The following is a 12354-nucleotide window of genomic DNA, read 5'->3' as shown; positions in this document are numbered from 1 at the left end:
CTATCGCATAATGGCTGGCCCTGGCGGCGTGTCAGGGGATGTATTGGGGAGCTCGGGAATTGTTGATCAGGTGGCAGGGGGTGGCATTTTTGCTGCTCGGCGCACTATCAGGCTGTGGCAGTAGCGACGCCCTGGAAAGCTTCAGCGGTCCGACCATGGGCAGCACTTATTCGATCAAGTACGTACGCCATGCCGGCCTTCCGGCGCCGGACGAAGTCCGTGTCCAGGTCGAGCAAATCCTCGCTGATGTGGACCTGCGCATGTCGACCTACCGCAGCGACTCGGACATCGAGCGCTTCAATGCATTACCGGCCAACCGCTGTCAGGCAATGCCGGCGTCGATCCTCGAGTTGGTCCGCGTGGGCGAGCAACTGTCCGTGCAAAGCGAGGGTTCCTACGATCTGACGGTGGAGCCATTGCTGAACCTCTGGGGATTTGGTCCGCAGGCCCGAGAGGAGAAGGTCCCGGCCGCCGAAGCGCTTGATGAAGCCCGCCAGCGCGTCGGTCACCAGCACTTGCGCATCGATGGCGACACGTTGTGCAAGGACGCCGCCGTCGAGGTCGATTTCAACAGCATCGCCGCCGGTTATACGGTGGACACGATTGCCGCAAGACTCGAGGCGATGGGCATCCACGACTACCTCGCGGAGGCGACAGGCGAGCTCAAGGCGGCCGGCAAGAAACCCGACGGCTCGCCATGGCGCATTGCCCTGGAAGAGCCGCGGGATGATCGGCAGGTGGCCGAGCGCGTCATTGTGGTCGACGGTTATGGCCTTTCAACTTCCGGCGACTACCGGAATTATTTCCAGCAGGGCGGGCAACGTTTTTCCCACACCTTCGATGCCCGCACCGGTGCGCCGGTCTCACACGCCCTGGCGTCCGTCACGGTGATTCATCCTTCAGCGCTGATGGCCGATGGCTTATCGACGCTGTTGCTGATTCTCGGCCCGGAGCGCGGTTGGGACTTCGCGGAAAAACACGATATCGGCGCATTTTTTGTGATTCGTGCCGATACAGGTTTCGTCACACGCAGCAGTCACGCTTTTGAACGCCTCAGTGGCAAAAAAACCGAATGATTTCGGCGATTTGAGCATTGAAAACTGGCGTTGTAGCGCAGGCAAAAGTAGCCTACGACGCGACCAAGGGTTAATGTGCCCGGCGTTGACGCTTCTATAGACTGTGTCCGGGTTCTGCACTGGCCCCAAATTGTTCCTTCATGCCACAGATTGGCGTGATTTAGCCGCAGGTGCCGAGGGTGCCGCGGCCTGTTCTGAGGAGTACGCATGGCTGTCTACAACTACGACGTGGTGGTGTTGGGTTCCGGCCCGGCGGGGGAAGGCGCGGCAATGAACGCCGCCAAGGCAGGGCGCAAGGTGGCGATGGTCGATAGCCGTCGCCAGGTCGGCGGCAACTGCACTCACTTGGGCACCATCCCGTCCAAGGCACTGCGTCACTCGGTGCGGCAGATCATGCAGTTCAACACCAACCCGATGTTCCGGGCCATTGGTGAGCCGCGCTGGTTCTCGTTCCCGGACGTGCTGAAAAGCGCCGAGAAAGTCATCTCCAAGCAAGTCGCTTCGCGTACCGGCTACTACGCCCGCAACCGCGTCGACGTGTTCTTCGGCACCGGCAGCTTCGCCGACGAGCAAACCATCGAAGTGGTCTGCGCCAACGGCGTGGTCGAGAAACTGGTGGCCAAGCACATCATCATCGCCACCGGTTCGCGTCCGTATCGCCCGGCGGACATCGATTTCCACCACCCGCGTATCTACGATAGCGACACCATCCTCAGCCTCGGCCACACCCCGCGCAAACTCATCGTTTACGGCGCAGGCGTGATCGGTTGCGAATACGCCTCGATCTTCAGCGGCCTGGGTGTGCTGGTCGAGCTGGTGGACAACCGTGGCCAGTTGCTGAGCTTCCTGGACTCGGAAATCTCCCAGGCCCTGAGCTATCACTTCAGCAACAACAACATCACGGTTCGCCACAACGAAGAGTATGACCGCGTCGAAGGCGTGGACAACGGCGTGATCCTGCATCTCAAGTCCGGTAAGAAGATCAAGGCCGACGCCTTGCTCTGGTGCAACGGCCGTACCGGCAACACCGATCAGTTGGGTCTGGAAAACATCGGCGTGAAGGTCAACAGTCGTGGCCAGATCGAAGTCGACGAGGCGTATCGCACCTGCGTGCCGAATATCTATGGCGCCGGTGACGTGATCGGCTGGCCGAGCCTGGCCAGTGCCGCCCACGACCAGGGCCGCTCGGCCGCTGGCAGCATTGTCGACAACGGCAGCTGGCGTTTCGTGAATGACGTGCCGACCGGCATCTACACCATTCCGGAGATCAGCTCGATCGGCAAGAACGAGCAGGAGCTGACCCAGGCCAAGGTGCCGTACGAAGTCGGCAAGGCGTTCTTCAAGAGCATGGCGCGGGCGCAGATTGCCGGCGAGCCGCAAGGCATGCTGAAGATCCTGTTCCACCGTGAAACCCTGGAAGTGCTGGGCGTTCACTGCTTCGGTTATCAGGCGTCGGAGATCGTGCACATCGGTCAGGCGATCATGAACCAGCCGGGCGAACAGAACACCCTGAAGTATTTCGTCAACACCACGTTCAACTACCCGACCATGGCCGAAGCCTATCGGGTCGCGGCGTACGACGGCCTCAACCGGCTTTTTTGAGCGGCTCCGGCCGGTGGCCTGAGCCGGCCGGGGAGACCGATTTCAGCAATTCTCGAGCGTGGCGCTGGCCAAACCGGGAAAGTCTGTAATCAGGCTGTCAACGCCGAAGTCGGCGAGTCTGCGCATCAGCGCAGGCTCGTTGACGGTCCACACCGACACATGCAACCCCTGACGCTGCGCCTTTTGCAGGCGTTCCGGCGTACACAGGGTCCAGTTCAGCGCCAGAATCTCACAGCCATAACTGGCCGCGACCTTCAACGGGTCGAGCCAGGCGTACTCGGCCACCAGTCCGCGGGACACGTCCGGCACCAGCTCCAATGCAGCCTTGAGCACTTCACGGGAGCTCGAGGTGATGGTCACCTTGTCCATCAGGCCATGACGCTGGACCATTTCGCGAATCGCCAGCACGGTGGTCGCGGCACGCATCCGTGATGCGCTCTTGACTTCCAGCTGCCAGTGATCGAAGTCGCACTTCTCGAACAGTTCTTCCAGCGTCGGAATGGGGCACGGCTTGATCCAGCCCGGGCCACCCTTGCGCGCGTCATAGGTCACAAGCTCTGCCGCCGTGTGTTCGACGACCTTGCCGCGACGGTCGGTGGTGCGCTTGAGGGTCGGGTCGTGGATGACCATCAACTCGCCGTCCCTGGACAGGTGCAGGTCCAGTTCGCAGCGGCGCACGCCGTGCTTGAGACATTCCTGAAAGCTGGTCAGGGTGTTTTCCGGTGCTTCGCCCTTGGCGCCGCGATGGCCGTAGATGAGGGTCACGGTTCTTCCTTAAATTAATTGCCTGATTCGAGTTGTTCGCGGGCCAGGCGTCGTACCTGGGCCTGCTTCTGCAAGATGTGGCGGGCCAACAATTGGCGCTGGGCGTCGGTCAGGTGTTCGAACTCGGTGCCGACGTCATAGCCATCGCCCTTGCGGTCGCAATGGGTGACGCGGGCGCGCAGCAGCAGGCCCAGGGCTTGCGGCATCAGCACCAGCTTGACCGACAGGTGTGCGCCGGCGGCGATGGGCGATGGATGCTGAAAGTCGATGCCGCCTTCGGAGATGATCACCGGCTGCGGTTCTCCGATCTGCCCGAGCACGGTGATGGCGATCACCTGGCTCAGCAGATCGATGCGTTTGTTCTGGGATTTCAAGAATGCCGCAATGTTGCGGTCGCGCTCATTGATCTGGCGCAACAGGTGCTGCGACTCGAATTCACTGAGGTGCAGTTCGCTGAGCAAGTTGAAGAGTGGGGAAGCATCCTGCAACACTTCCTGGCCTGCGGCTTCAGAAGCGGACAGGGGCCGAATTTCCAGTGCGATCGTATCCTCGATACGGTAGTATTCGCGGCGATCTTCTTCATCTAATGTCGACATGGCGAACCCATGGTAGCGGCGGTGGTCTGAGTGTAAAGCTGGTTATCGACCCCCGCCACAAGGACGTTCCTTTTCCCTCCGAACAAGCCCCGACATGTTCAGACCTCTCTTCGTATTTATCGGCACGCGTTACACCCGTGCAAAGCGTCGCAATCATTTTGTGTCATTCATTTCCCTGACTTCGATGATCGGGCTCGCCCTTGGCGTGGTCGTGATGATCGTGGTGCTGTCGGTGATGAACGGCTTCGATCATGAGATGCGCACCCGCGTGCTGGGCATGGTGCCCCACGCGACCATCGAGTCCGGCGAACCGATCAGCGATTGGCAAAGCCTGGCGGCCAAGGTCAGGCAGAACCCGCAAGTGACGGCCGTGGCGCCGTTTACGCAAATGCAGGGGTTGCTGACCAATAACGGCAAGGTCTCGAAGGTCCTGCTCAATGCCATCGACCCGGCGCAAGAGCGCCAGGTGTCGATCATCGATCACTTCATGACCCAGGGCAAACTCGACGACCTGCTGCCGGGCGAGTTCGGCATCGTCATCGGCGACAAGGCCGCGGCCAAGCTCGGTGCGGTCATCGGCGACAAGCTGACCTTCGTCGCGCCGGAGGTCACCGTGACCCCGGCCGGGATGTTCCCGCGCATGAAGCGCTTTACCGTGGTCGGCATTTTCCACGTCGGCGCCGGTGAGCTCGATGGCTACCTCGGCGTCACCAACCTGCAGGATCTGGCCCGGCTGCATCGCTGGAAACCGGATCAGGTCCAGGGCCTGCGCCTGAAGTTCGACGATCTGTTCCAGGCGCCGCGCACCGCGTGGAGCATCGCCCGCGACCTCGGCGAAGACCGTTTCTACGCTCGCGACTGGACCCGCACCCACGGCAATCTGTACCAGGCGATCCGCATGGAAAAAGCCATGATCGGCCTGTTGCTGCTGCTGATCGTTGCCGTCGCGGCATTCAACATCATTTCCACGCTGGTGATGGTGGTGAACGACAAGAAGGGCGACATCGCGATCCTGCGCACACTGGGCGCCACGCCGGGCACGATCATGCGCACCTTCATGGTGCAGGGTACGGTCATTGGCGTGGTTGGCACGGCCATTGGCGCCGTGGTCGGGATCTTCGCCGCACTGAATGTCAGTGCCGCGATCTCGGCCCTCGAAGGCCTGATCGGCCACAAATTCCTCAACGCCGACGTGTACTTCATCGATTACCTGCCGTCGCAAGTGCAGAGCCAGGACGTTGTCATGGTCTGCGCCGCCGCGTTGATCCTGAGTTTCCTCGCCACCCTGTATCCAGCCTGGCGTGCCGCGCGCACCCAGCCTGCGGAGGCGCTACGTTATGAGTGAGTCGGGCATGAGTGATAAAGCAATCTTGAGCTGCCGCAACCTGGGCAAATCCTACGAGGAAGGTCCGGAGTCGGTAGAGGTCCTGGCCGGGCTGCAACTGGAAATGTATCCGGGCGAGCGTGTGGCGATTGTCGGCAAGTCGGGCTCGGGCAAAAGCACCTTGCTCAACCTGTTGGGCGGCCTCGATACGCCGACCAAGGGCAGCGTCTGGCTCGATGGCGAAGAACTGTCGGCGCTGAGCGAGAAGAAGCGCGGCCTGTTGCGTAACCGAGCCCTGGGTTTCGTGTACCAGTTCCACCACCTGCTGCCGGAATTCACCGCGCTGGAAAACGTCTGCATGCCGCTGCTGATCGGCAAGACCGCGATCCCGCAAGCGCGTCAGCGTGCCACGGCGCTGCTGGAGCGGGTAGGGCTGGGCCACCGGCTGGAACACAAACCGGCCGAATTGTCCGGTGGTGAGCGCCAGCGCGTGGCCATCGCCCGCGCCCTGGTCAACACACCGGGCCTGGTGATGCTCGACGAGCCGACCGGCAACCTCGACGCCCACACCGCCCAGGGGATCCAGGACTTGATGCTGGAACTCAGCACCTCGATGCGCACGGCGTTCCTGGTGGTGACCCACGACATGAACCTGGCCCGCCAGATGGACCGCGTCCTGCACCTGCAGGAAGGTTGCCTCACGCCCATCTGATTGGCTGCAACCCGATGCCCGGAAAGGCGTCGGGTCTTTTATTTTTATACGGTGCCCCAGCGAATGTTCAGACCGTTATCGATCTTTATCGGCACGCGCTATACCCGCGCCAAGCGTCGTAATCGCTTTGTTTCCTTCATCTCGATGACCTCGATGATAGGCCTCGCCCTGGGCGTGCTCGCCATGATCGTGGTGTTGTCGGTGATGAACGGCTTCCAGCGCGAAATGAGCTCGCGCATCCTCGGCATGGTGCCGCATGCCACCATCGTCGGCGTCAACCCGATTGACGACTGGAAGCCCGTGGCAGCGGCGGCGATGAAAAACCCGGAAGTGACGGCGGCGGTGCCGTTCACCGAGATGGAAGGCATGCTGTCCTACAAGGGCACGATGCAGCCCATCCAGGTCAGCGGTGTCGACCCGGCGCTGGAAGGCCAGGTGTCGATCGTCGCCAAGCACATCGTCCAGGGCAGTCTCGAGGCCCTGAAACCTGGCGAATTCGGCGTGGTGATCGGCGAGATCACGGCGCGGCGCTTCCGCTTGAACGTCGGCGACAAGATCACCCTGATCGTGCCGGAAGTCAGCAATGCGCCGGGCGGCATTACCCCGCGCATGCAACGGCTGAATGTGGTCGGCGTGTTCAAGGTCGGTGCCGAGCTGGATGGCACCATGGCCCTGATCCACATGGCCGACGCCGCGCAGATGCAGCACTGGGAGCCGGATCAGGTGCAGAGCGTGCGCCTGGCGGTGAAGGACCTGTATGCCGCGCCGCAAGTGTCGAGCGACATCGCCACGGGGTTGGGTGCCGCCTACAGGGCTGACGACTGGACCCACACCCAGGGCAGCCTGTTCAGTGCGATGAAGATGGAAAAAACCATGATCGGCCTGCTGTTGCTGATGATCGTCGCAGTGGCGGCGTTCAACATCATCGCGACCCTGATCATGGTGGTGAACGACAAGGGCGCGGACATCGCGATCCTGCGCACCATCGGTGCCACGCCGCGGCAGATCATGGCGATCTTCATGGTGCAGGGCACGGTGATCGGTATTGTCGGCACCCTGATTGGCGGTGTGCTGGGCGTGATTGCCGCGTTGAACGTCAGCCAGATCGTGGGCTGGATCGAGCGGGTCAGCGGGCAGCACATCTTCAGTTCCGACGTGTATTTCGTCAGCAACCTGCCGTCCGAGCTGCAAGGCGGGGATGTGGTGCTGATCTGTTCTGCAGGGTTTGTATTGAGCTTCCTCGCCACCGTTTACCCGGCGTGGCGTGCGGCGAAGATCGAACCGGCTCACGCATTGCGCTATTCGTAAGCCGTTACACCGCTTTCGCGAGCAAGCCCGCTCCCACATTGGAATGCGTTCCCCTGTGGGAGCGGGCTTGCTCGCGAAGAGGCCGGAACTGCTGGCCTCAAACCTCCCTTGGCAACTCGATCACAAACCGCGTCCACCCATTCTCCGATTCGCAACGAATCTGCCCGCCGTGGGCGCGAATGATTGACTGCGTAATCGCCAACCCCAACCCGGCATGTTCACTGCTGCCTTCGCGACGTGCAGGATCGGCCCGATAAAACCGGTCAAACAGGCGCGGCAATAGATCTTCGGAAATCTGTTGGCCCGTATTTTCAACGGTCAGGCGCAATTCTTTTGGCTGCTCGACAATCCGCAACCGCACCTCGCCCTCGGCCGGCGTGAACCGCAACGCATTGTCCAGCAGATTGGACAGCGCCCGACGCAACATACTGCGATCACCTTCCATGCACGCATTACCGTCACGGCTCAATGTCACCCGGGCGTCTTCGGCCAGCGGCGCAAAAAACTCCAGCAGCAGATCCGCTTCCTGTCCCAGCTCCAATGGCTCGCGCTTGGGCATCAACAGCCCATGGTCCGCCTTGGCCAGATACAGCATGTCGTTGACCAGTTGCGCCATCCATTGCAGCTCCTCGAGGTTGCTGTGCAGGGCTTCGCGGTAGTCCTCGATGGGGCGGGGGCGGGTGAGGGTGACCTGGGTGTGGGTCAGCAGGTTCGACAATGGCGTGCGCAATTCATGGGCAATGTCGGCAGAGAACGCGGACAGGCGCTGAAAAGAGTCGTCGAGGCGTCCGAGCATGGCGTTGAAGTTGTGGGCCATTTCCGCCAGTTCCGGTGGCATGTTTTCTTCAGGCAGCCGCATGTTCAGCGATTGCGCGGAAACCCCGCTGGCGACCGCGCTGATGCGCCGCAACGGGCGCAAGCCGCTACGCGCCGCCCAGGCCCCCAGCAGTGCGGTGGCAAGGGCTGACAGGCCGACGGTCAGCCAGATCAGATGCTGCATGCGTTGCAGAAAGTGCTGGTGGTGGGTGATGTCCAGCATCAGGGTCAGTTGCGGTGAATCGGGTTTGTCCGCAGCAAGCGGCGCGTTCAGCACGCGGTAATCCGTGCCTTCATGGCTCACCGTCGACAATCCGGGCTGGCGCGGCAATAACTGCGGAAGGTTTGCCGAGCTGTCATACCAGTGCTGACCGTCGCTGCCGGTGATGCGCAGTGACAGATCAGCCTGCCGGCTCAGTTCCTCCGTCAGCTTCACTTCGCTGTCACTCGATTGAAAGTCGTGCAGGGCGCGACGCAAGCCCATCAGCTTGGCGTTCAGCAATTGCTGGTCGAGTTCAACAAAGTGCGCCTCACTGGCGCGGCTGAACAGCACCCCGGCGAACAGCGACACCACGGCGGTGCAGGCGGCAAACAACAGCGCCAGGCGGCTGCTCAAGGAGAGACGGCGCATCAGGCGGGGCGCTCTTCAAGCACGTAGCCCATGCCGCGCACGGTGTGGATCAGCTTGTTGGGGAATTCATCGTCGATCTTCAGGCGCAGGCGGCGGATCGCCACCTCGATGACATTGGTGTCGCTGTCGAAATTCATGTCCCAGACCTGGGACGCAATCAGCGACTTGGGCAGGACTTCGCCCTGGCGGCGCAGGAGCATTTCCAGCAGGGCGAACTCCTTGGCGGTCAGGTCGATCCGCTGGCCGCTGCGTTCGACCCGGCGCCGGATCAGGTCCAGGCGCAAATCGGCCAGTTGCAGGCTGGTCTCCTGAGGCGTGGCGCTCCCGCGACGCAACAGGCTGCGGACCCGGGCCAGCAGTTCAGAGAAGGCAAACGGCTTGACCAGATAGTCGTCTGCGCCCAGTTCGAGGCCGTGAACCCTGTCCTCCACGGCGTCGCGCGCTGTCAGAAAAAGTACCGGCGTGTCCAGGCCGGCGCTGCGCACCGCTTGCAGAATCTGCCAGCCATCGCGGCCGGGCAGCATCACATCGAGAATCAGCAGGGCATACTCGCCGCTGAGGGCCAGTTGCTGGCCGGTGCTGCCGTCGGCCACCAGTTCCGTGTTGAACCCGGCCTCGGCCAGACCCTGACGCAGGTAGTGGCCGGTTTTCGGTTGGTCTTCGACAATCAGCAGTTTCATGGGCGACTCATGGCAAATGGAACGAACGCTTTATACCGTGGGCAGCGTTCATACAGGTCAACCTGACAAAGTTGTAATCTGGCTGTCAGGTTACGGGCAGTGGTAGCAGTTTAGAGTTTTCCTCATGCTGAGCCTTATCTTGTTGGAGTACGACGATGTTTTTACGCAAATCCCTGGCGCAAATCCTGTGTTTGCTGGCGCTGAGCTCATCGGTGTGGGCGGACGGCGGGCATGCCTACGATTTCGGCCAGCCGGCCCCGGCGGCCAAGGCGACCCGCAGTGTCGAAGTGGTCATGGGGGACATGTCCTTCACACCGCAGGCCATCGACATCAAGGCCGGGGAAACCGTGCGCTTCGTGCTGGTCAATAAAGGCCAGTTGCTGCATGAGTTCAACCTCGGGGACGCGGCGATGCACGCCAGGCACCAGCAGGAAATGTTGCAGATGCAACAGGGCGGCATGCTGACGCCAACCGGCATGAAGGCCATGGACCACGGCAACATGGCCGGCATGGATCACGGCAAAATGGATCACGGCATGAAGCATGACGACCCCAACAGCGTGCTGGTGGAGCCGGGCAAGACCGCCGAGCTGACCTGGACCTTCAGCAAGGCCACCAACCTTGAGTTTGCCTGCAACATCCCCGGTCATTATCAGGCCGGCATGGTCGGCAAACTGACTGTCAGTCAGTAAGCACTCAAAGGCGGGAGCAAAGGCTGATAGAATCCGCTGATTCTTCAGTCAGGTTTCCGCCATGCATCCCGCAGCCGAACACTCGCCGCTGGGCAAGTCCAGCGAATACATCGCCACCTACACGCCGTCCCTGCTGTTCCCGATCCCGCGCACCGCGAAGTGGGCGGAGCTGGGCCTGACGGCTGAAACCCTGCCGTACAAAGGCGTGGACTTCTGGAACTGCTTCGAACTGTCCTGGCTGCTGCCTTCGGGCAAGCCGGTGGTGGCGATCGGCGAATTCAGCATTCCGGCGGATTCGCCGAACATCATCGAGTCTAAATCGTTCAAGCTCTACCTCAACTCCCTGAACCAGACGCCGTTTGCCGACACCGCGAGCCTTGAGGCGACGCTGGCCAAGGACTTGTCGGCGGCTGCCGGCAAGCCGGTGGGCGTGCGCATTCGCAGTCTCAAGGATGTCGAGCGCGAAGGCGTCGTGGCCTTGCCGGGCGTGTGCATCGATGAACTGGATATCAGCGTCAGCAACTACGAGCATCCACGGCCGGAACTGCTGCGTTGCGATGATTCGCGCATTGTCGAGGAGAGCGTGCACAGCCATTTGCTCAAGTCCAACTGCCCGGTCACCAGCCAGCCGGACTGGGGCAGCGTGGCGGTGGAGTACCGTGGTGCGGCGCTGGATCACGCGAGTCTGCTCGAGTACATCGTCAGCTTCCGTCAGCATTCGGACTTCCATGAGCAGTGCGTAGAGCGGATCTTCCTCGACCTGCAGCGGTTGCTGAAACCGGAGAAACTGACGGTGTACGCGCGTTATGTGCGTCGTGGCGGCCTGGATATTAACCCGTATCGCAGCACTGAAGCGGTGCAACTGCCGAACCATCGCCTGGTCCGCCAATAACGCTTTAATGTGGGAGCGGGCTTGCTCGCGAAGGCTGCTCCACATTCAACGATGATGTTGACTGACCCGCCGCCTTCGTCGGAACGCCGCCCGGAGCAAGCCCGCTCCCACAGGGGATTGCGTTTCAGATCGTAGAAATTAAAAAACCCCGCCATCGCCAGCGGGGTTTTTTGCATCAGGAGGGTTCAGATCCCCATGTTGGCCAAGGCCTGCCCGATGTTGCGCAGGGTGCCGGCAAGGGTCGGGTGTTCGAGTTCGAAGCGTTCGACGGCGAGGTTGACGTTGTCGGCGATACTGGAATCCTTGGTCTTGGTTTCGAGCTCAAGCTCAAGTTCGATCTGTTGCATCAACACGTGCAGATCTTCGCGTTCAGCTTCGGACAGTGGAGGATTCTGTTCCAATTGCTCGCGCAGGGCATTGAGCTGTTCTTGCAGTTCGCGGGCAGGCATGGCGTTCTTCCTTCTCTCAATTGGCACTGGCATAGACCGCAGCGGTCCGCCAAAGGTCTATGGCTGACCTTTAGATTAATCCACTCCTGTCTAACCTGCATGATCTCGATCAGGGCTTTTCGCCTTTGAACCGGCGCAACTGGATGTCTGCCAGGCAGGTGTCGAGTTCACCGAGGTGATCGATCACCGAATGCACGCCCAGGCCGAACAGTTGCATCGTGGCCTTGCCGCGTTTGATGTCGCGCTCCTGCTGGGTCAAGGCTTGCCATTGCCGGGGCGCCAACCCGCACAGCGATCCGCAGGACGCCAGGCCGATGGTCCACAGCCCGGCATTAAGCCCCGCTTGCAGCAGGCGCGGTTCACCGCTCACCAGTACACAGCCGTCGAGTCGGTCGACGTTCAGGCTCATCAGGGCTCGCCAGCAGGCATCCGGGGCGGGCCATGGGCTAATTGTTGCGGGATGTTGCGATGATTTGATCCATTCCGGCAGCGCAGCCGCCAGGGACTGGCTGAGCTCCGGGGGCAGTTCATCGAGCCAGGCACAGGGGATTTGCTGGCGCTGCAAACTGAGCAGGCTGTCCAGTGCGCCGGGTGTGGACTCGGCGTGCTCGGCCGAGTGGCTGCCGTGGCGATGGGTGTGTGCGCCGAAATCCACCAGGCAGCCACTGAGGCCGAACAATACGGCGGTCAGGCGGGGTGCGGTTTGGGGCAAGGCTTCGGCGAGCGGCATATGGACGTCCCTGAAATAGCCTGAAGGCTAGCGGGCGACGGTGACAGTTGAGTGACATGGATGTGAATCGCTCACAGTTGG

General features: G+C 61.5%; 13 protein-coding genes. 7 read left to right on the top strand and 6 right to left on the bottom strand.

Features of this window, described 5'->3' with window-relative positions; genetic code table 11:
* The first annotated feature begins 38 nt into the window (after window positions 1–38).
* Together AC07YV_RS05570 and sthA are read left to right on the top strand one after the other, a co-directional pair.
* Window positions 39–1076 carry an FAD:protein FMN transferase gene (locus AC07YV_RS05570; protein ID WP_173900788.1) on the top strand — a complete coding sequence of 346 codons (1038 nt, stop codon included), beginning with the start codon at window positions 39–41 and terminating at the stop codon, window positions 1074–1076.
* Between the two features lie 207 nt (window positions 1077–1283).
* Window positions 1284–2678 carry a Si-specific NAD(P)(+) transhydrogenase gene (gene sthA, locus AC07YV_RS05565; RefSeq protein ID WP_007972111.1) on the top strand — a complete coding sequence of 465 codons (1395 nt, stop codon included), beginning with the start codon at window positions 1284–1286 and terminating at the stop codon, window positions 2676–2678.
* A 42-nt stretch (window positions 2679–2720) separates the two neighbouring features.
* On the opposite strand, the gene AC07YV_RS05560 is transcribed toward sthA, so the two are convergent.
* On the bottom strand, window positions 2721–3443 hold the full coding sequence (locus tag AC07YV_RS05560) for a glycerophosphodiester phosphodiesterase (RefSeq protein WP_015095944.1): 723 nt from the start codon (window positions 3441–3443) through the stop codon (window positions 2721–2723).
* Window positions 3444–3457: 14 nt separating this feature from the next.
* On the bottom strand, window positions 3458–4039 hold the full coding sequence (locus AC07YV_RS05555; protein WP_102698732.1) for a PilZ domain-containing protein: 582 nt from the start codon (window positions 4037–4039) through the stop codon (window positions 3458–3460).
* Between the two features lie 94 nt (window positions 4040–4133).
* On the opposite strand from AC07YV_RS05555, the gene AC07YV_RS05550 reads away from it, so the two are divergent.
* The 3 genes from AC07YV_RS05550 to AC07YV_RS05540 all read left to right on the top strand — a co-directional run bounded on the left by AC07YV_RS05550 (window position 4134) and on the right by AC07YV_RS05540 (window position 7383).
* Window positions 4134–5384, top strand: a complete 1251-nt coding sequence (locus tag AC07YV_RS05550; RefSeq protein WP_102698731.1) for a lipoprotein-releasing ABC transporter permease subunit — start codon at window positions 4134–4136, stop codon at window positions 5382–5384.
* 7 nt (window positions 5385–5391) lie between these two features.
* Window positions 5392–6075, top strand: a complete 684-nt coding sequence (lolD, locus tag AC07YV_RS05545) for a lipoprotein-releasing ABC transporter ATP-binding protein LolD (RefSeq protein ID WP_173900787.1) — start codon at window positions 5392–5394, stop codon at window positions 6073–6075.
* A 63-nt stretch (window positions 6076–6138) separates the two neighbouring features.
* On the top strand, window positions 6139–7383 hold the full coding sequence (locus tag AC07YV_RS05540) for a lipoprotein-releasing ABC transporter permease subunit (RefSeq protein ID WP_102698729.1): 1245 nt from the start codon (window positions 6139–6141) through the stop codon (window positions 7381–7383).
* A gap of 97 nt (window positions 7384–7480) precedes the next feature.
* Here AC07YV_RS05540 and AC07YV_RS05535 read toward each other — a convergent pair whose 3' ends face one another.
* Both AC07YV_RS05535 and AC07YV_RS05530 read right to left on the bottom strand, forming a co-directional pair.
* Complete coding sequence (locus AC07YV_RS05535; RefSeq protein WP_102698728.1) at window positions 7481–8830, bottom strand: heavy metal sensor histidine kinase; 1350 nt, start codon at window positions 8828–8830, stop codon at window positions 7481–7483.
* A complete protein-coding gene (locus AC07YV_RS05530; RefSeq protein WP_085716743.1) occupies window positions 8830–9510 on the bottom strand; it encodes a heavy metal response regulator transcription factor in 681 nt (226 codons plus the stop codon). Before AC07YV_RS05530 ends, AC07YV_RS05535 begins: the two co-directional genes overlap by 1 nt.
* A gap of 155 nt (window positions 9511–9665) precedes the next feature.
* Here AC07YV_RS05530 and copI point away from each other — a divergent pair, with 155 nt between their 5' ends.
* Together copI and queF are read left to right on the top strand one after the other, a co-directional pair.
* Window positions 9666–10202, top strand: a complete 537-nt coding sequence (gene copI / locus AC07YV_RS05525; protein WP_102698727.1) for a copper-resistant cuproprotein CopI — start codon at window positions 9666–9668, stop codon at window positions 10200–10202.
* A 61-nt stretch (window positions 10203–10263) separates the two neighbouring features.
* Window positions 10264–11094 carry an NADPH-dependent 7-cyano-7-deazaguanine reductase QueF gene (queF, locus tag AC07YV_RS05520; protein ID WP_102698726.1) on the top strand — a complete coding sequence of 277 codons (831 nt, stop codon included), beginning with the start codon at window positions 10264–10266 and terminating at the stop codon, window positions 11092–11094.
* Window positions 11095–11279: 185 nt separating this feature from the next.
* Here the strand turns inward: queF and AC07YV_RS05515 are convergent, their stop codons facing one another.
* Together AC07YV_RS05515 and pcrP are read right to left on the bottom strand one after the other, a co-directional pair.
* Window positions 11280–11543: a DUF4404 family protein gene (locus AC07YV_RS05515; protein WP_102698725.1), complete on the bottom strand. Its 264-nt coding sequence runs from the start codon at window positions 11541–11543 to the stop codon at window positions 11280–11282.
* Window positions 11544–11652: 109 nt separating this feature from the next.
* Window positions 11653–12273: an HAD superfamily inactivated hydrolase PcrP gene (pcrP, locus tag AC07YV_RS05510; RefSeq protein WP_102698724.1), complete on the bottom strand. Its 621-nt coding sequence runs from the start codon at window positions 12271–12273 to the stop codon at window positions 11653–11655.
* Window positions 12274–12354: the final 81 nt, after the last annotated feature.

This window comes from Pseudomonas sp. GW456-E7, from assembly GCF_059424105.1.
Note: the sequence above shows the minus strand (reverse complement) of the source record. Positions and strands in the feature narration are given on the sequence as shown.